The sequence below is a fragment of the Mesorhizobium sp. M0077 genome, assembly GCF_040322955.1.
Lineage (GTDB): Bacteria > Pseudomonadota > Alphaproteobacteria > Rhizobiales > Rhizobiaceae > Mesorhizobium.
In genome coordinates, this window is sequence record NZ_JAMYUL010000015.1 from 81253 (window position 1) to 98912 (window position 17660).

At 62.0% G+C, this 17660-nt stretch carries 18 protein-coding genes and 1 pseudogene; 1 reads left to right on the top strand and 18 read right to left on the bottom strand.

Translation table 11 applies throughout. The annotated features are described in order from the left end of the window. Nucleotides 1-152: 152 nt before the first annotated feature. The 8 genes and pseudogenes from NKJ57_RS24890 to NKJ57_RS24925 all read right to left on the bottom strand — a co-directional run bounded on the left by NKJ57_RS24890 (nucleotide 153) and on the right by NKJ57_RS24925 (nucleotide 6678). A complete protein-coding gene (locus NKJ57_RS24890; RefSeq protein WP_023704126.1) occupies nucleotides 153-839 on the bottom strand; it encodes a lytic transglycosylase domain-containing protein in 687 nt (228 codons plus the stop codon). Further along, nucleotides 827-1375 carry a S26 family signal peptidase gene (locus NKJ57_RS24895; protein WP_023697819.1) on the bottom strand — a complete coding sequence of 183 codons (549 nt, stop codon included), beginning with the start codon at nucleotides 1373-1375 and terminating at the stop codon, nucleotides 827-829. The genes NKJ57_RS24890 and NKJ57_RS24895 overlap by 13 nt, the downstream gene beginning before the upstream one ends. Then, the gene (locus NKJ57_RS24900; protein WP_023672373.1) at nucleotides 1372-1641 is read right to left on the bottom strand and encodes a helix-turn-helix transcriptional regulator; all 270 of its coding nucleotides are present in this window, start codon (nucleotides 1639-1641) and stop codon (nucleotides 1372-1374) included. The genes NKJ57_RS24895 and NKJ57_RS24900 overlap by 4 nt, the downstream gene beginning before the upstream one ends. 171 nt (nucleotides 1642-1812) lie before the next feature. Next, entirely contained in the window at nucleotides 1813-2136 is a 324-nt protein-coding gene (locus NKJ57_RS24905; RefSeq protein ID WP_023672372.1) for a DUF736 domain-containing protein, read from the bottom strand. 632 nt (nucleotides 2137-2768) lie between these two features. After that, entirely contained in the window at nucleotides 2769-4064 is a 1296-nt protein-coding gene (locus tag NKJ57_RS24910; RefSeq protein ID WP_352573779.1) for a hypothetical protein, read from the bottom strand. Between the two features lie 211 nt (nucleotides 4065-4275). Then, nucleotides 4276-4696, bottom strand: a pseudogene (locus NKJ57_RS24915) (DUF2958 domain-containing protein). A gap of 247 nt (nucleotides 4697-4943) precedes the next feature. Beyond that, entirely contained in the window at nucleotides 4944-5906 is a 963-nt protein-coding gene (locus NKJ57_RS24920) for an ArdC family protein (RefSeq protein WP_352512965.1), read from the bottom strand. A 538-nt stretch (nucleotides 5907-6444) separates the two neighbouring features. Next, nucleotides 6445-6678, bottom strand: a complete 234-nt coding sequence (locus NKJ57_RS24925; protein WP_023708050.1) for a helix-turn-helix domain-containing protein — start codon at nucleotides 6676-6678, stop codon at nucleotides 6445-6447. Nucleotides 6679-6782: 104 nt separating this feature from the next. Between NKJ57_RS24925 and NKJ57_RS24930 the strand changes: the two genes are divergently transcribed. Further along, entirely contained in the window at nucleotides 6783-7064 is a 282-nt protein-coding gene (locus tag NKJ57_RS24930) for a DNA -binding domain-containing protein (RefSeq protein WP_081731646.1), read from the top strand. Nucleotides 7065-7158: 94 nt separating this feature from the next. On the opposite strand, the gene NKJ57_RS24935 is transcribed toward NKJ57_RS24930, so the two are convergent. The 10 genes from NKJ57_RS24935 to NKJ57_RS24980 all read right to left on the bottom strand — a co-directional run bounded on the left by NKJ57_RS24935 (nucleotide 7159) and on the right by NKJ57_RS24980 (nucleotide 17660). Then, complete coding sequence (locus tag NKJ57_RS24935) at nucleotides 7159-9069, bottom strand: putative bifunctional diguanylate cyclase/phosphodiesterase (RefSeq protein WP_352512963.1); 1911 nt, start codon at nucleotides 9067-9069, stop codon at nucleotides 7159-7161. Between the two features lie 293 nt (nucleotides 9070-9362). After that, the gene (gene ubiM, locus NKJ57_RS24940; protein WP_352512961.1) at nucleotides 9363-10544 is read right to left on the bottom strand and encodes a 5-demethoxyubiquinol-8 5-hydroxylase UbiM; all 1182 of its coding nucleotides are present in this window, start codon (nucleotides 10542-10544) and stop codon (nucleotides 9363-9365) included. Nucleotides 10545-10960: 416 nt separating this feature from the next. Then, nucleotides 10961-11092: a cbb3-type cytochrome oxidase assembly protein CcoS gene (ccoS, locus tag NKJ57_RS24945; RefSeq protein WP_081732297.1), complete on the bottom strand. Its 132-nt coding sequence runs from the start codon at nucleotides 11090-11092 to the stop codon at nucleotides 10961-10963. An 84-nt stretch (nucleotides 11093-11176) separates the two neighbouring features. Next, a complete protein-coding gene (locus NKJ57_RS24950) occupies nucleotides 11177-11944 on the bottom strand; it encodes a CBS domain-containing protein (protein ID WP_023707010.1) in 768 nt (255 codons plus the stop codon). 66 nt (nucleotides 11945-12010) lie between these two features. Then, on the bottom strand, nucleotides 12011-12181 hold the full coding sequence (gene ccoS / locus NKJ57_RS24955) for a cbb3-type cytochrome oxidase assembly protein CcoS (RefSeq protein ID WP_023685546.1): 171 nt from the start codon (nucleotides 12179-12181) through the stop codon (nucleotides 12011-12013). After that, the gene (locus NKJ57_RS24960) at nucleotides 12178-14466 is read right to left on the bottom strand and encodes a cation-translocating P-type ATPase (RefSeq protein ID WP_352512959.1); all 2289 of its coding nucleotides are present in this window, start codon (nucleotides 14464-14466) and stop codon (nucleotides 12178-12180) included. The genes ccoS (NKJ57_RS24955) and NKJ57_RS24960 overlap by 4 nt, the downstream gene beginning before the upstream one ends. After that, on the bottom strand, nucleotides 14463-14960 hold the full coding sequence (locus NKJ57_RS24965; protein WP_352512957.1) for a FixH family protein: 498 nt from the start codon (nucleotides 14958-14960) through the stop codon (nucleotides 14463-14465). Before NKJ57_RS24965 ends, NKJ57_RS24960 begins: the two co-directional genes overlap by 4 nt. After that, nucleotides 14957-16516: a cytochrome c oxidase accessory protein CcoG gene (gene ccoG, locus NKJ57_RS24970; protein ID WP_352512955.1), complete on the bottom strand. Its 1560-nt coding sequence runs from the start codon at nucleotides 16514-16516 to the stop codon at nucleotides 14957-14959. The genes NKJ57_RS24965 and ccoG overlap by 4 nt, the downstream gene beginning before the upstream one ends. A gap of 128 nt (nucleotides 16517-16644) precedes the next feature. Beyond that, nucleotides 16645-17508 (bottom strand): cytochrome-c oxidase, cbb3-type subunit III, encoded by an 864-nt coding sequence (gene ccoP / locus NKJ57_RS24975; protein ID WP_352512953.1) that lies wholly within the window; start codon nucleotides 17506-17508, stop codon nucleotides 16645-16647. Nucleotides 17509-17510: 2 nt separating this feature from the next. After that, nucleotides 17511-17660 (bottom strand): CcoQ/FixQ family Cbb3-type cytochrome c oxidase assembly chaperone, encoded by a 150-nt coding sequence (locus NKJ57_RS24980; protein WP_023690689.1) that lies wholly within the window; start codon nucleotides 17658-17660, stop codon nucleotides 17511-17513.

Here is a 17660-nt window from a genome sequence, read left to right on the forward strand (position 1 = left end):
CTTGCGCGCCAGACCCTCCTGGACCCGCAGGCAACCTCCCGGGAAAACGATGTGCAGACAAACACTTCGCCGCCTCAGGAGGCGATGCCTTTATCTTGCCTTCCGCGGACCTGCCTCCCTGCCCCCCGCCCGAACCGCGGTAGCCGCTGCCCTCACCTGCGATCCGGCCGGCCTGACCTTGCTCGCTCCGATCCGAGCGGCACCAGGAGGTGGCCATTCGGGCCGGTCACGGAAACACCGTTTCGGAGGAAAAACAGCGACTGCCCGGAAGGGATTCCCGGCGCGCTTTTGGAACGGGATTTGTCGGTGAGCGCGTCCATATCGGCGGCCGAAATGCCCGCCGCCTTGACCTCTTCCAGATACGAAACCGTCTCGCTGGGCAGTGGCCGCCCACGCTGCAAATGCTGTTCGTAGCGCTCCGGCCCGGCGTTATAGGCTGCAAACAGGCCTGGAAATCCGAAGCGGTCATACATGGCGCGCAGATAGGCAGTGCCTGCCAGAATGTTGTCGCGAGGGTCGTGCGGGGCGGCTCCCAGGCCAAGCTCTGCGCGCAACTCCTCGTAGGTGCCTGGCATCACCTGCATCAGGCCAATGGCACCGGCGCTCGACGTGACCGGCCGTCCATTGAGCCTTGTCTGCCCCCGGCTTTCGGCATCCATGACGGCATAAATCCAAGTCTGTGGAATGCTGAAACGCCGGCTTGCTTCGGCTACGAAGGGCTGCCATCTTGCAAGCTGCGGACTATGGGAGATGACGACCGGCTTCGTGTTGGTCGCCGCGGAACAGGAGCATGGTGCGAGAGACACCATGCCCAGCATCAGGAGGGTCACTCGGTCCATAGCGGCACGAGCCTCCCGATGATATTTTCGGTCGGCACCGGCCCGAAATAGCGGCTGTCGAACGAGCGATTTTTGTCGCTGCCGAGTAGGAAAACCTCGGCAGCGGCGAGCTTTCGGCAGGCATTCCACCAAGGCAGCGGACGGTGCTGCGTGTCGGTTGCAAGCCGGCGCGCGACAATCTCGCCGCCGATGATGATGGCGTCGCCGAAGGCGCAGACATGCTCGCCAGCCAGCGCGGCAAGGTGCTTGACCAGCGGCACGTTGCTGGGCAGATAGAAGCGTTCGGCGGCCAGATAGACGACCGGTTTTGGCGGGCGGACGAGTACGAGATCACCAAGAGCCGGCGATCCGGACGCGACGCGATAGAGGCCGACCGGCGCACTCGCCGAGGCGTTCCAGACCAGCCAGGGCGATGGTTTGCCGAAGGCGGCGAAGCCGATCAGGGCAAGGCCCATCGTGGCCATGGCGATCGTCTTGCGCGCCCGAATGCGCCGCAGATGGCTGCCGATCAGATGGATGGTGGGACGCCGGCTCATGAGCGGCCTCCCTCGCCGGCCGAGCCGGAATCGTGCCCGCCGTCCTCGGGCCCGGTCTCCTGCGCGTGCCCCTTCGACCAATCGTCGAGTTCGTCGATGTGATAGCGGACATAGCGGCCGTGCTTGCGGAATTGCGGGCCGCCGCCTTTGAGGCGCATCTTCTCCAGCGTGCGCTGGGACAGCCCGATATAGAAGGCCGCCTGCGCGGTATTGAGAAACGGACTGCCCTTCTTGGCGCGGGCTGCGCGTTCGTTTTCGTCGTCCATGATGATCCTCGTTTCGCTACGGACAAGCCAAGGCGAGGATCGGCGAGCGAGATCGTTTTGGGGACGGGCGAAGAGTGGGGGGCGAGTTTTCGCCGCCCCCTTCGGCGGCCTCACGGGTCCTGAGAGAGGACCCCGCGCCGGTGGCGGCGCGGGGCTTTCCGGATCGGCCGGTTAGTCGACCGGGTTCCAGATGATGGCGTAAGTGTCGTCGTCATCCTGGCCGGCGGCGCGGCCGAGATTGGCGTAGAGCTTGCGGGGGCCAAACTCGGGGGCGGCAATCGACAGGCTCACATAGTCCTTGCCGGAGGTCTCGCCGGTGCGGATCCAGCCCGCACCCACCTCGACCCCTTGCGTCAGCACCCGGAAGTCGGGATGGGTGTCGGCGCTCTTTGCCTGATTGGGCACGATATCGATGTCGGCGCGGACGCTGAGCGTCTTGAGCTGGCCCTTGTAGCCGCCGTTTTCCTGTTTGGTGACGTATCCGATCGCGGTCATATCCAGTCTCCTCTTGGTGCTCGCAAGGGACCATTCCCCTGCGATGGCGGACCGTGATGGGCGCGTCCGGACCGCCGGAACCGGGACGGCCGCAGCGATAGCGGAGGACCCGCGCGGGCAGCTTTTTTGAAGCGAAGCGGCGCGAGGAAGCCGCCGCAGGCGGCGGGGAAAAAAGCTGCCGGCGAGGGTTTCGGGCGGGCCTGATCCGCCCATAGGTCGACAAGCCAGCCGCAGGGAATGGTCCCCGAGACACAATGGAGACAGGTGGCGCGATCGGTGACACAAGAAGCCGGCCGCAATGCAGAGCGCCGGCTGCGCGGGCTCTGTCGGCAACCGGATCGGACAATTGGCCCCATGGGCCTTTGGCGCCTCAGCAAGCAACCCGGCGCGGTGCGGGGCTGCCGAAATGGGGCGAACTGGCGTCGGAATTTCTCGCGCGCGGCACTGGCTCGACAAGACGCCCAATCGGCAGCCGGCGTGGCCCGTAGCGGCGCGCGACCTGAGCGGCGGTAATCGAGAGAACCGCCGCTCGGGCCCTGATCGACTATTCGCGCACGAACAGCGGCTGCACTTGTGTCCACTGATCGGCGGTGCGGAGCCGCTGCGGCTGGTGTAGCTTTCGGCCGGGAATTTCATCCAGCGCGGCAGCCAGGTCTCGACCCAGGGGCGGCCATTCTCGCCCGCCAGGAAGTCGCGGATGATGTTCTTTTGCGTCTTGACCTTCTCGGCGACATTGCCGTCCGCGACCAGCTTGCCGCCGACGTCGGCCAGCATCGAATTGGCGATTTCCTTGTCGCGCAAGAGGTCGAAGAAGGCATCGTCCGGTTGCCACCATATGCCCATGTCGAGTTCAGGTGGTTGCCGAGCGCCTCGACGACGGCGCTGCCGGCTGCAAGCGTCTCGGCCATGACAAGGGTGAGAACGCGCATGACATCGTCGTCGCAGAGCGCCAAGAGGCGCGCGAACACGCCGGCGATAGCAACGGCGTCGCCATTGCCGCCGGCGACCAAGCTATCCTCATCCGGTGATCCGAGCAGGGCCAATACCTCGCGCCGCTTTTTGCCGAATGCGGCTTCAGCCTTGCAGCCGGCAAGGCTGGCAGTTACCGTCTCGTTGGCTGCGCGGCGGCTCAGGCCGCACCTGCCACAGGCCCGAACCGGTGATGGCGTGCGCCACCACGAGGCGCAGCGCCACGGCGGGATGGTCGAGCATGGCCGCGCGCACGGCGGCATGGCGATGCAGATCGATATAGTTGTGCATCGGGCCGGTGACTTCGGGGCGCGGCAGCTTGGCGGCTGTTTCTTCTTGCTCGCCGCCCTCGCGGGCGCGGCGGGCTTCCTTGCGTGACAGCCAGCCCTCGTGACACTCGACCTCGCCGCGATGCGAGACAGTGATGACGATCTTGCCGCCCTTCTTCTTCGGGGTCTTCTCGTGGTCCCATGCGTGGAAATACTGGCCCGGTTCCAGCGCACAACCTCGCTCCAGCCCTCGTTGAGATAGGTGTCGCGTTTGGTGGCAATCGCTTCGTTCTGCTTTTGCCAGAACAGGTCGGCATCGGCGAAATAGCTGTCCTCGCCGAACAGGTCCGAGGTGATCAGGCCGGGATACTCCTCGATGGCAAACAGTGCCACCTTGGTGGAAATCGACTGGCCGCCGAACAGCCATTGCTTCAATTGATAGCCACGCGGCGCGTATTGATCGGGATCGGCACAGAGTGCCAGCCAGTCCTTCTGCTGCGCCTTGGAAGACATGGTGAGATGGCGCACCGGCTCGGTGTCGATCTCCTCGCGCCGATAGGCTTCGCGGATTTTGGGCAAGAGGTCGCCAAGCGCCAGAATGCGTTTGACCTTGAGATCAGTGATGCCGAAGGTCACAGCGATGTCGAGAACGGTGCGGCCTTGCCTGACAAGCCGCGAAACGTCTCCCATTGCCATACTTCGTCAGGATCGAGGCGGGCGAGGTTTTCGATCAGGAAGCTTCGAGCGCATCGGCGTCGTCACCGTCCTCCATGATGGCGCAGGGCAAGGGATCGCCTTCACCGCGCTCGTCGGCAAGCGATTTCGCGGCGAAATAGCGCCGCCTGCCGGGTTGTCCCCGCCGCGGAGGCCGAAGGCCGACGCGGCGGGACGGTTTTTGCGCCTATCGGCGCTGCTGTTCCGCCGTGTCGGGCGGAAGCTCGGAATGGGGCTTTGATAGGGCGTCTGCTGCCTGCCGCAGCAGTCGCTCGGCCTCGGTGACGTGGCCGCAAAATGCGGGCGGCTTCGGCATGGACGGAGATCGGAAAGCGCGCCTGGAAATGCAGGTCGCGCTCTATGCCGAGGCCAAGCGGCCCTTTTACGGATGCAAGCTCGGCCAGACTGACGCTGCCAAGTTCGGGGAAGCCGAAGCCGAGATCGCAAAGACCGAACAGCGTGTCGCCATCGGCTTCGAGTTCGCTCAGAAGCGAGGTCGCGGCACCTGTCGGATCAAACAGTTTCACAACGGGAAAATGGTCGATGTCGGCGCCGGCGGCGCCATGGGCGAGCAGTCGTGCGCGCAGTGGATTGGTGATCAGGATCATGGAAAGACTCCTTGTCAGAACGGGTCGCGTTGACTTCTTGCGTCCGGCGGGAGAAAGGTTCACCGGACCTTCCTCTGATCCGCCTCCCCATTAGAGACCGACCTCGAGCAGCTTTGCGCCGCGCGCGGACACATCGGCGCGTCCATCAGGAGGGTTTGCCCGCGTGGTGATCGGCTGGACGCCGGGAATGAGCGTCTGCTCCTTTGCGGCGTCGGCTCGGTCGCGGTCAGTTGAGGATCGCGCATCGTCATGCCGCAATCCCTTCTTGCGCCTCGCCTTCCGCATCGGCCGGAAGGCCAAACAGGAAATCAGCGGCCTTCGAAGCTAGGCTGGCGGCACGGAATATAGCGCGGTTGTCCTCGCGCAGCACCTTCAGCCATGAGCCGATGTAATCGGCGTGACGCACGGTCGGCTCGATGCCGAGATTGCTGCAGACGAAGGCGGCAGTGATTTCGGCGACCAATTCTTCACGCGCGTAGGCCTTGGAGCCGAACGAGCCGGAGAGGTCGCGAGCAAGCCGCGTCGGGTGGCCGGTCCAGTGGCCTAGCTCGTGAAAGCAGGTCCGGTAATAGTCGATCTGCTGATGGAACGCTGGCTGCGGCGGCACCTGAATGTGGTCGCTGCACGGCATGTAGAAAGCGCGATCGCCGCCGACCCTGAAATCCGCACCGCTGGCGAGAATGAGCGTCTCGGCCTGCGGCACGATCTCGCACTGTGGCAGCGGCTCGGCAGGGGCATGGAGGTGTTCCGGAAGATTGTCGCATTGCGCGACATTGAAGACGGTAAAGCGCTTCAGAAAAGGCACGGCCTGTGGTGCATCGCCCTCGTGGCGTGCGCGCTCCTTCTCGTTCTTTGGGACAAAGCGGTCGGCATGCACGATCGTCGTGCCGCGCTCGCCCTTCCTGACATTGCCGCCCAGGGCAAGCGCCTGCCGGAAGGTCAGCCAATTCTGGCTGGGATAGCTGCGCTCGATGACGGCGCCCCACAGGATAAGGATATTGATGCCGGAATAGGTGCGCCCCGTGGACGCATTCCTCGGCAGGCCGAGGCCTGCTTTTGCGCTGCCCCATGGCTTGACCCATGGCACGGTGCCGCGCTCCAGCTCGGCAATGATGCGGTCGGTGATCTCCTGATAGAGGCTTGCGCCTGGGCGCCTGCCCTTGCCTGCGCCAGCCTCTCCGCTGGTGGTACGCTTGCTGCTTGCACGCATGTGTTATCCTCCGCTCGCCAATCGCCGCGCCTTTCCCCGGAAGCGGGGTGGGCGGCGAGTCGCGACCGGAAAGGCCCGCCGTGGTAGGCGGACCGCATCCGAAGGACCGGAACGAAGAGGAGGACCCTGAGCGGCACGCGAAGGGTTGCGGGCTGCCGCGGCGGGTCTAGAAGGGAGTGCCGCCCGCCCCGCGCCACCGGGAAAGGCCAACAGACAAACCGCGCCGCCCGCAAGGGCGGCGGCCGTCACAGCCCGAAGGGCTGCCCACGCCAAGGGGCGAAGCCGAATGGCCGAGACCGCCTGAGCTTGCCGAAGAAAAGCGGGCTCGTTCACGAGCACCTGGTGCGCGTCGTCAGGCGCGCGGGCGCCCGCCAAGTTTTTTCGCACATGGTCAGGCGCCGCAGTTACGTCGAGAACCAAAAGGCATCGGCGCCGTGCGCGCGGCTTCCTCCGAAAACCAGCGCTCGCCTTTCAACAAATTGAGGCGTTGTCCCACTCAATATTCCTGTCCGTGATCATGATAGATGCGGCGCGCCCGCTAGGACCGGAGGCTGGAGAGAATCTCGCACGGATCAGCGTCAAGGGCCGCAGTTATGTCGAGAAACTCGATGACATCGAGACGCCGCTCTGCGCCCTCGTACTTGGCCACGAAGGATTGGGGACGACCAAGCTTGTCAGCCAGCTGCTTCTGGGTCAGGCCTTTGGCCTTGCGCAGCAAAACCAGCCGGGCCAGGAACCGCTGGTGGCGGGGCGATCGAAGGGATTTGGGCATGGAGGCGAACCGGTCGGGTAAAGACCGGATCAGCGACTAATCCCGGTTTCGGATTATCCCATTTTGGGATATACTGCCTGCGCTCACAGGCGAGGTTCGCAGGCATGAATGGACCAATGGGAACAGATGAGACTCGAAGCTCAAGTTTGAGCGATGAAGTCCCCTGGTCGGAGAACCTCACGAGCTACGACAGGGAGCATTTCACGATCTACCTGCGGATCCTGGATGCCTGCGCCGAGAATGCCAGCGAAAAGGAGATGGCCGAGCGCATCCTCGGCATCGACCCGTCCATTGACCCGGTCCGCGCCCGCAAAGCTCTTCGCAGCCATATCGACCGTGCGAACTGGATGGTGACGACCGGCTACAAGGAACTGTTCGCCGGCTGATGCACAGCGCCCAATGCCACGTGTTTCGGGTAGGCAAGTCTCTGTAGCCAAATTCGGCAGCGCACGGCCGCGACAGCGGGCGCTGCGGGAGCGGTCACAACTGGTTCGCGTACTGTTTGACTGCCATTTCCAGTGCTTGCATCAAAGGCACAGCCTTGGAGAAGAGGAAGCCTTGGGCGGTTCGGCAACCAAGCTTGTGCAGGGTTTGCCGATCCGCCTCTGTTTCGACGCCCTCGGCCATGACCTCGATCCCGAGCATGTCACCGAGTTCGATGACGGATTTGACAAGCAGTCGGTCCTCTCGGGACTTGGCCAAGCCGCGAATGAAGCCTTGGTCTATTTTCACCTTGCGTATCCGACGGTCCTTGAGAGATGCCAAGGTAGAAAAGCCGGTGCCGAAGTCGTCGAGCGCGATGGAAATACCGGCATGCGAAAGCCGTCCGAGCTTTTCATCCACTCTGTCCGGATCCACCGGCGATTCTTCGGTAATCTCGATTTCGAACATCGTCGCAGGCAGGCCTCTTGCGGCCAGACCATCCAGAACCATGTCGTCGATATCGCCGGCTTCCAGTTCGCGCGGGGAAACATTCATCGCCACACGAATGTTACGACAATCAGCTTTCACCAAGCCGTCGATAAAAGCACAACAGTCGGCGAATACGGTTTGCGTCAGCAGCTGAAGCATTCCGGTTTCGCGTGCGGCTGTGATGATTTCGGGTGGAGAGATGGCACCATGTGTCGGATGGGACCATCTCAGCAAGGCTTCAAAACCGACCACGGCCTCGGTGTCGAGTTTCACGATCGGCTGGAACCAAGGTTGCAATCTTCCCGTCTTTATCGCCGAATGAAGGTCCCGTTCGATGGACTGGCGGCGTTGGAGTTCCCGGTCGAGTTCGGCATCGAACAGGCAAAATTCGTTCCTGCCATGGCGCTTGGCCGTATAAAGGGCGATATCGGCCCGCAACAGCATTTCAGTCAGGCTCGACGTCTGCGCCAAGTATATCCCTATCGATGCCCCGACGCGCACGGACGCGACCCCGATATAGGGGCGAGCAATTTTGGCTATGATATTGGAGGCGAGATCACTGGCAGAAAGCGAAGCTCTCGTTGAGGGAAAAACCAGCACGAATTCATCGCCGCCGATACGAGCTAGCGTTGAGCCTTCCGGTGCTTCCTGCTCTATGCGGCGGGCGATCATGACAAGCAGTTCATCACCGGTCCTGTGACCGTAGGTGTCGTTGACAGATTTAAAGCCGTCCAGATCAATCAGCATTGCCACGAAGGGGCCATCCGCGGTCTTGAACCGACCGATGGCGTGTTCAAGGCCCCGCCTGTTGAGAAGGGCGGTCAAATGGTCCTCCCTGGAGTTGCGCTCCATTTCCGACGCAAGTCGCTCTGCCTCATGTCTCAGGCGGCTTGCTTCGCGGAAGCGCGCCTGCCCAACAAACGAAGCTCGGACCAAGCCGCCCATGAAGAGCAGAACGGTGAAAGCCAGAATGTAGCGTTCAAAATTGCCTTTCGCCAAAAGGCACGCCACCGTGATGAGGAGTGGAGGTGTGATGAAGCTGGTCGCCGCCGCGGCATACGAACTGCCATATGTAACCGCACCAGCTGAAATGCCCGCCAGTATGACCAGATGCATCGGTGCTTGAGGTGTTGTGTATCCAACAGTCAGCACGGCCGGGAAGGACCAGGCAAACCCTGCCAGAAGGGCAAGGACGCCAAACATGCGAAGGCGCGGCAAAACGCCAAGCAAATCCTGATGGCGCCCCGTTTCCTTTAGCTGAAAACGGGCGAGTGCAAGCCGGGCGGCATTTAGCGCATTGACGACCAGGAACCAGCTTGCAGCGGCAAAGCCGCCGCCAGAAAGGGCCTGCACCCCGCAAATCAGGCCTGACAGGATCGCGCTTATCGGCATCGACACGAAGAGCCCGGCCCTCAGGTCAGCAAGCTGATCCTGACGGATTTTGGCCTCCAGCGATTCTTCTTTCTTTAGGGGTGCCATGAATGGACCAGCTTGCTTCCGTCATTGTTCGCGAGGACCAAACCTATGCAAGCCCACTGAAGGACGGGTTAACTACCCAGCGAGGGTAACCAGTGCGCTCACCATGCTTCGGGTCATACCTTTGGCTTAGCATTGCCGAATCATCAAGGTTTCGCCCGCGCGCGTGCCTTGATCCGAATCATGCCATGATCGGCAACGTCACCAGGAAGCAGCCTTGCCCGCGACGCTGCGAGCCAGCAAGACAAAGAAGCCGCGCCGAAACAGCGCTCCAGAGCGGTAGCGCTCTGTGCGATTCACCGCCTGAGCATGGCCGAAATGCCATGGCGGACAAAGGGAAGATGTTGGGCAAAGCGGAGCCCAGCATGTCTTGCAAGCCGTGCCGCCGGGTGCTCGCTTGAGTAAAGACCGACAAGCATGTTGGTGGCATGATAGAGCGGCGCCGCCGACAGCCGCAGCCGGCTTTCGTATCTGCCGAGCATGTCGGGATCGGCAATGTCGCGGCGGGCGCGACATGCTGTCAGTATTTTATGAGCGAGTTGCTTCTGGCCGCTGAGGCCGATGTTGAAGCCATGCGCGGTCACCGGGTGCATGCCGATGGCAGCGTCTCCTATAAGTGCCGCACTCGGTGCCGAGAACTTGTGCGCCCAGGTCGTGACCAGCGGATAGGTATGGCGGGTGCTTGCCAGGGTCATCTGCCCGAGGCGTCCTCGACACCGGTTCATCAATTCCATGAGGAACAATTCGTCATCGAGAACAGACAGTCTATCGGCCTCGATTGAGCGCAAAGTCAGAAGCAGCGACGACACGCCTTCCATGAGCGGCAACATCGCTATGGTCTGATGGTGGTCGAACCATTCGACCGCGATCTGGTGATGGAAGCGCTCGTGCCTCACTCGGCAAATCAGCATGGAGTGGCCAAGCGGATGGATGTTGGCGCCAATGCCGAGCAGGTCGCGCATCGCGGACAAACGCGAATCCGCTGCTACGAGCAGCCGAGCGGCCAATTGCCTGCCATCAGAAAGCGTTATGACCGCCTCGTCGTCGCTGGTTGTTGCATTCACGACCGAGTTGCCGCACAGCAGCCGGGCATGATCCTGGAAGTAAACAATTTTGAACAGGGCATCGCGGATCCGACAATTTGGGACCAGAAATCCGAGTGGTTCCCCAGATCCGCTGCGAATATCGAAGCACAGGGCGAAAGGGCTCGATCCGTTGAGCACGCGCGCGCCATGAAGCGGTGATTTGTCAGATGCGGGCATGGCGTCCCAGGCGCCGAGCTCGCGAAGGATTCTCACCGATGCGTGCGTCAGCGCGATCTCGCGACCGTCGAAAGCCGGATTCGCCAGGCTGTCGAGCGACTGCCGTTCAACCACTGCCACCTTGAGTCGGCTCAGGGCGAGCGATGCTGCGAAGGCAAGTCCGACCGGCCCAGCTCCGACGACAATGATGTCGAATGTGTCGACAGAGCCGGCCATCAGCGTGCCGCCATAGCGGCTATCTGCGATACGAAGCGCTCTTGAAGCATCGCAATCACCCACGGTTTGCCGCTCATCTCCCCATCGTCGATAGACATGCGTTCTCCGTTGGAAGCCTGGTCAATGAAACCACGCCGACGAAGAGATAACGCTGATCTGGATCAACCAGGCACGATAACCCGGCAACGGCGGGTTCACGGTCGAGTGGTCGATTGCCGTGAAAACGTTTGCATGTCTAGGCATTCTGAATGGTCGGCTTCCCAATCGCGTGCCCCTACTGGCCAAAGGTTCGGCAACGTATTGTGGCTGATCCGTTCTTCGCACGCGCGCCGATATCATCATGACGAGGCAATCCAGCAAAGACTCGGTCGACTGACGACCAGCATCCGCACAGTCGTTGGGCGCCGCCAACCGGTTCAGCCTCGCGGCTCTTCCCGATCGATAAGGATCCGCTGGGCGGAGCCGTCGAGATCTTCGTATTGGCCGCTCTTCATATCCACAGGAAGCGCCGGTCCAAGCCCCACCAAAACAGGCAGCGGCCATCGCATTCCGTCAGGACGGGCATCTTGCTGCCGACAGCGTCCTCTCCGCCCATGACGGGCGCTAGACGCCGAAGGAACTCGCCGACAGCCTCATGTCCAAGTGATGTGGGAAGGGAGCAGAACCAAAGGGACTCTGCTCCGCGTCCCCGCCTTTTCCGCAGCTATGAAACCTTCACCGAACGGATCCGTACTGAGGAGGAGGCCGTCCTTGACTTGCCCGACGCCGGCAACCTTCTCAGCCGCAACGATCGCTGCCTTCCGCTGACGCTCGTCGACAATCGCCCCCTTCAGTTCGACAAGGCCGTCGCTGACCCTCACATCGATCAAGTCACCACCGCTCCAGGTTTGTGACTGCAGTTCGGCAAGGATAGCCTTGCGGATCAGGTCGTCATCGGGTGGCGTGGTTCCCTGTTTCGGCATGGCGCGGATCAGGACAAGCAGCAAATCAGTTCGCGTGATGATGCCGATGACCCTGTCCCGATCGACAATCGGAAGATTGTTGATGCGATGTTGCATCATCAGGTCGACAATATCTGCAATCGAGGCGCTAGGAGGCGCCGAGATGACGGGTGTGGTCATCACCTGATGGATGATCCGTCCGTTCGAGCGCGCATAGTCATTGGCGACTGTGCCCGGGCCAAGATCAAACTCCAGCCAGCGCGGACGCACACGCTGGGTCCCAAGTTCTTCTCGGCGCAAGAAGTCGCTTTTGCTTACAATACCAATCAGGGTGCCGTCGCTGTCTGCTACCGGCAGGCAGCTGACCTTGTTTGAAAGCATGAGCTCGACCGCTTGCGCGATCGTCGCGTTCGCATCCGTCGTGATGACTGGCTTTGTCATTATGGATTCGGCCTGCATCCTCACCCTCCTGATCTTTCGTCGGACGACGATAGGACATCCCGACCCGCGGCGCTTTGATCTGAGTCACTTGGAGCGAGGAGCATTCTCCGCGCCGTCGTCGCGGTCGATTAGAATGCGCTCCGCAGCGCCATCGAGATCATCGTACTGGCCGCTTCTCAACGCCCACAGGAAGCCGGACAGGCCGAGTGCGCCAAGGAACAGCGCCACCGGAATGAGATAGGCGAGCGTCGTCATGAGGATCGGGCCAAGGTGCCGGCCCGCGCGGGCCTGTCCTGCCGCGCCGTTTCGGACGACGCACCCGTTGCGAAGCCTTGCAGACGCATCGCATTTCCAATCACAAGCAATGACGAGGCAGACATCGCGACCGCCGCGATCAGAGGCGTAACATGACCCAGAATGGCGATCGGCACGGCCACAGCATTGTAAACGATAGCAATTGTTATGTTCTGTCGGATCAGGCTTCCCGCCTTGCGCGACACGTCCAGCGCCAGTGGGATCGCCAAGAGGCTTTCGCGCAGAAAAACGAAGTCGGCTGCATTGCGGCCAATGTCGGCCGCCGTGGCGGGTGCGATCGAGACATCCGCGGCGCTCAGCGCCGGTGTGTCGTTGAGCCCGTCGCCAACCATCAGAACCTTGTGCCCGTCTCTCGCCAGACTCTCGATGCGTTCAACCTTGCCGGACGGGAGCAGGCAGGGAACGAAGTCATCGACACCGAGCACGTCCGCAATCTCGGCGCAGGCTTTCGCGGTATCGCCCGACAGCATTTCCACGCACATACCAGCGTTGCGCAGTTGATCGATCGCTGCCCTGGTGTCGAGGCGTAGCGCATCTTCGAAAACGAAGGACGCGACAATCATGCCGTTTTTCGTCAGCACTGTTCCGCCATAGCCATGTTTGCCTTCGCCGCCGGTTCGCGCCTTCCAGCCAGCCCATCCGCGTCTACCCAGCCGCCAGGTGCTACCGGCGGCTGTGGCTTCGATCCCGAAACCCGGGTGCTCGGTCACCGCACCGAATTTGTGCTGGCTGCTGCTGAGGGCAAAGCCGGCAATGGCCTTTGAATATGGATGACACGAATGCGCGGCCAAGTCGGCAGCGATTGCCAGCATGGCGGGATCGATCGACGACGTGTTGACGAGCCTGGGCTGGCCAAGCGTGAGCGTGCCGGTCTTGTCGAACACGGCTGTATCGATCGTTGCCAGGCGCTCCATGGCCGAGCCGTCCTTGACCATGATGCCGTTTTCGAACAGGCGCCGCGCGGCCACCACCTGAACGATTGGAACGGCGAGGCCAAGCGCGCACGGGCATGTGATGATGAGAACAGCGATTGCGATCGTCATCGCCCGGTGCCAGTCGCCAGTCACCGCCATCCAGCCCAGGAAGGTTGCCAAGGCGGTGAGATGAACCACGGGCGCGTAGAGTGCCGACACGCGGTCGGCGATACGGCGATATCGGGCGCGACCACCTTCGGCGGCCTCCATCAACCGAACCATTTCCGCCAGGAACGAATCCTTGGCGGCCGCTGTCGCCTCAATCGTCAGCGGACCGGTGAGGTTGAGGACCCCGGCCTGCACGGTGTCTTCCGGCGCCACGCTACTGGGCGTGCTCTCGCCGGAGACCAGGGAGCAGTCGACGTCCGATGTCCCGCGCGCGATCTTGCCATCGACGGGGATCCTTTCGCCGGCGGCGATCAGCAACAGCATGCCCGGTTCGATCTCGCCCACCGGCAGATAGTCCCGAGCGCCATCGCCGCGCAGCACCATGGCACCGCGTGCGGCCAATTGTGACAGGCTCTTCACAGCGGTGCGGGCGCGTTCCCGCATCACGTGATCGAGCGTGCGACCGATCAGGAGAAAGAACAGCAGGGATACCGATGCGTCGAAATAGGCGTGGTCGCCATGGGTGATCGTCTCATAGAGGCTCATGGCGTAGGCCAGTGACACGCCGACGGCTATCGGCACGTCCATGTTCATGTGGCCGTGGCGCAGCGCATTCCACGCCGACTTGAAGAAGATCCCGCCGGCGAAGGCCAGCGCAGGAATGGCGATCAGAGCCGAGACCCAGTGGAACAGGTCGCGGGTGGCGCCCTCGGCGCCGGACCAGACCGACACCGAGAGCAGCATGATGTTGCCCGCAGCAAAGCCGGCAATAGCGACGGCGCGGATAAGCTCCGAAAGCATCTTGTCCTTTGCATCAATCTCGGCTTCGAACAAATGCGCCTGATAGCCGAGCCGCCCGAGCACAGCGACCAAAGGTGGAGCCTCGTCGCCGCGCCAGCGGACTGAGACCCGCTTGGTTGACAGGTTCACGCGAGCTGCCTCGACGTGACCGAGTTTTCCCAAGGCCGTCTCGATCGTCTGGATGCAGGCGCCGCAATGAACGGTCGGCACCGAAAGGTCGGTCTGATGAAGGTCGTCGCCAAGCGATCGGCTCGCCAGCCTGATTTCCTGGCTGGAGGGCAGGACCGAGGTGCCGCTGACCAGATCCAGCGCTATTTCAGCGCCCGGTGCACAACAGCTCATTTCAGCGCTCCATTGGAAATCATGACCCTGCGCACGTCGCGATAAGGCTTTGCCAGGCCGGCATCGGCGTCTATTTCGATGATCCAGACACCATCCCTTGGCACGTGTTGTGCTGCAAACTCCTGGCCAGAGACCAGGGCGAGCGTGACGGACTCATCCTCTTTATCGTAAGCCGGATGGCGAAACAGCACCTTCACGCCATGCAGGGAAACCGGTTTGCCCGCGGCGTCGATGATGCCATAGCGGACTTCACCCCATGCGATGGTCAACTGGCCGATCCAGCCAAGCGCTGCCTGCGCACGGCCTTCCTCGGCCTTCTTGTTGAATTGCTGGCTCGCCACATAGGTATTTTCGACGACAAGGCCGGTCCAGCTTGTGTTGGCAAGCATCGCCATCGTGAGATTGACCGCGATGACCACGCCGAAAAAGGCAAGGATGGTGGCCAACATGTGCCTGCCGGTGAACTCGCGGGGATTTCGCGTGGTGGCGTTCATCTGGCGATCTCCGGTGCGTTGAAGGTGGCGGTGTATTCGTTTGACTCGAAACTCGCTTTGTCCTCGACATGGAGTGTGAAGGTCTGCGCTTCGCCGTGGATCTGATCGGCAGGCACGCGCACGAAAATTTTCAGCATCTTCAGCCGGTCCGGCTCAACCTGGACCGCGAAGGAGCGGGCGGCCGGCAAGTCGACGCCAACGATGCTCATCTCCGCGCCTGGCAAACCCCCGAGGGTGACGATAATCGTTCTCGGTTCGGGGATCATGTTCAAGAGCTTGACGGTATAGCCATTGCGGATCGAGCCGTCCGAGAGCGTCACGAATTGCGGGTTGCGGTCGTGCAGGACATTGATTTCGAGCCGGTCGCGCGTCAGCAGCGAAAAGAGCAGGCCCAGCCCGATCAGCGACCACATGGCCATGTAGACATAGGTTCGTGGCCGAAAGATCTTGCTGATATGGAAATGCGCCACCCTGTCCGAAAACAGGCCGTCATCCGTCCTGACCAGTGATGGATTGACCGAGCTGGCGCCGCCGGCGGTGGCCAGGATCATGTTGGCGTTGTAGTCGGAGAGCGTAGCGTAGGAGATCAGTCCTCGCGCTTTGCCGAGCTTGTCCATGACGCCGTCACAGGCATCGATGCAGAGCGCGCAGGTGATGCATTCGAGTTGCTGACCGTCGCGTATGTCGATTCCCATCGGACAGACGGCGACACAGGCATTGCAGTCGACGCAATCGCCGACGGGATGCCCTGCGGCAAGAACCTTCTTGGCGTGACGCGTGCGCGGTTCGCCGCGCCAGTCATTGTAGGTGACGGTGAGCGAGCTCTCGTCGAGCATGGCTGCCTGGATGCGCGGCCATGGGCACATATAGGTGCAGACCTGTTCGCGCATCAGCCCGCCAAACGTGTAGGTCGTCGCCGTCAGGACCGCGACGGTGATGTAGGCGACAGGCGCTGCCGTGCCGGTGAAGAGTTCGCCGAGCAGCGTCGGCGCATCGGCGAAATAGAAGATCCATGCGCCACCAGTCGCTGCGGCTATGACCAGCCAGATGACGTGTTTCGATGCCCGCAGCACAAGCTTACGAGTGGTCCAAGGACCGGCATCGAGCTTGATGCGTGCGTTGCGGTCGCCCTCGATCGCGCGCTCGACGACCAGGAACAGATCGACCCATACGGTCTGTGGGCATGTGTAGCCACACCAGGCACGGCCAACAGTCGACGTGATCAGGAAAAGACCGACGCCGGCCATGACCAGAAGGCCGGCGACATAGTAGAATTCCTGGGGCCATATCTCGACGAAGAAGAAGTAGAAGCGCCGGTTGGCGACATCGAGCAGCACCGCCTGGTCGGGGGCAAACGGACCGCGGTCCCAGCGCAGCCACGGCGTGAGATAGTAGATGCCGAGCGTGATCGCCATCACGATCCATTTGAATCGGCGAAAGCTGCCCGAGGCCCGCTTCGGGAAGATCTTCCTGCGCGCGGCATACATTGGCTGGCGCACCTTGGCGGAGTTGAACGTCGTGGGTTCGATCCGTTCTATTTGCGTGTTATCGAGCACGAGAAGCTCCAGTCACCAGCGACGATTTCGCCGGAAGCCGACTCATCGGTTCTGGATGATGCCGAGGCCCGGCTTGCGCCGGGCCTCGTCGCTTGGCGGGAGGGGGAGGACGAGAATAGGCTGCTTTCCTATTCTCCGCCGCCAAGCGAATGGATGTAGACCGCCAGTTCCTTGACCCTGGTTTCGCCCAGGCGCGCGCCCCAGGCCGGCATCACGCCGTGTTTCGGTGCGGTTACCTGGGCGGCGATGGCCGCTTCGCCTGACCCGTAGAGCCAGATGGCGTCGGTCAGATCTGGAGCGCCGAGTTCCTTGTTGCCTTTTGCATTGTCGCCATGACAGGCCACGCAGTTTTCGGCAAAGACCTTTGCGCCCGGCGCGACCAATGCTTGATTGACGACGGCCCCCGACAGACTGGCGACGTAGGCGCTGACCTGTTTGATCTGGTCGGCGGTGATGATGTCGGCAAAGGCGGGCATTTCCGACAGGCGCGTATCCGGATCGGAGGCGAAGCGAATGCCATGGGTGATCGTCTGCTGAATCTGGTCCGCCTTCCCGCCCCACAGCCAGTCGTCGTCGTTGAGGTTGGGGAAGCCCTTGGAGCCCTGGGCGCCGGAACCATGGCACTGCACGCAATTGAGCTTGAACGCGGCACCGCCGGCGGCGACGGCGAATTCGCGCAGCGTGTCGTCCGCCGCGATCTCCGAAACACTTTTCGCTTCTATCGCGGCGACATATTTGCCCTTGGCTGCTTCAGCCTTGGACAACTCGTTCCCGACATCGTTGCGACTGGAATAGCCGAGCACACCCTTGGTTGCCGTGTGCAGCAGAGGCCATGCCGGATAGGCGATCGTGTACCCGATCGCCCAGACTATGGTGATGTAGAACGTCCAGACCCACCAGCGCGGAAGCGGGTTGTTGAGCTCCCGGATGCCGTCCCACTCATGACCGGTGGTTGAGATGCCGGAAACCTCGTCGATGTGATCGCTGCTCATGATCAGTCCTCCTTCAGAGGAATTTGAGCTGCTTCGCCGGCTTGCCTGCGGCTTCCGGGACGAACTGCAAAGGCAACAGATCCGATGAAGAAAAGAGCCATGGCAAGTAGGCCCCAGCTGTCGGCAAACTCCCGCATGAAATTGTACGTCAT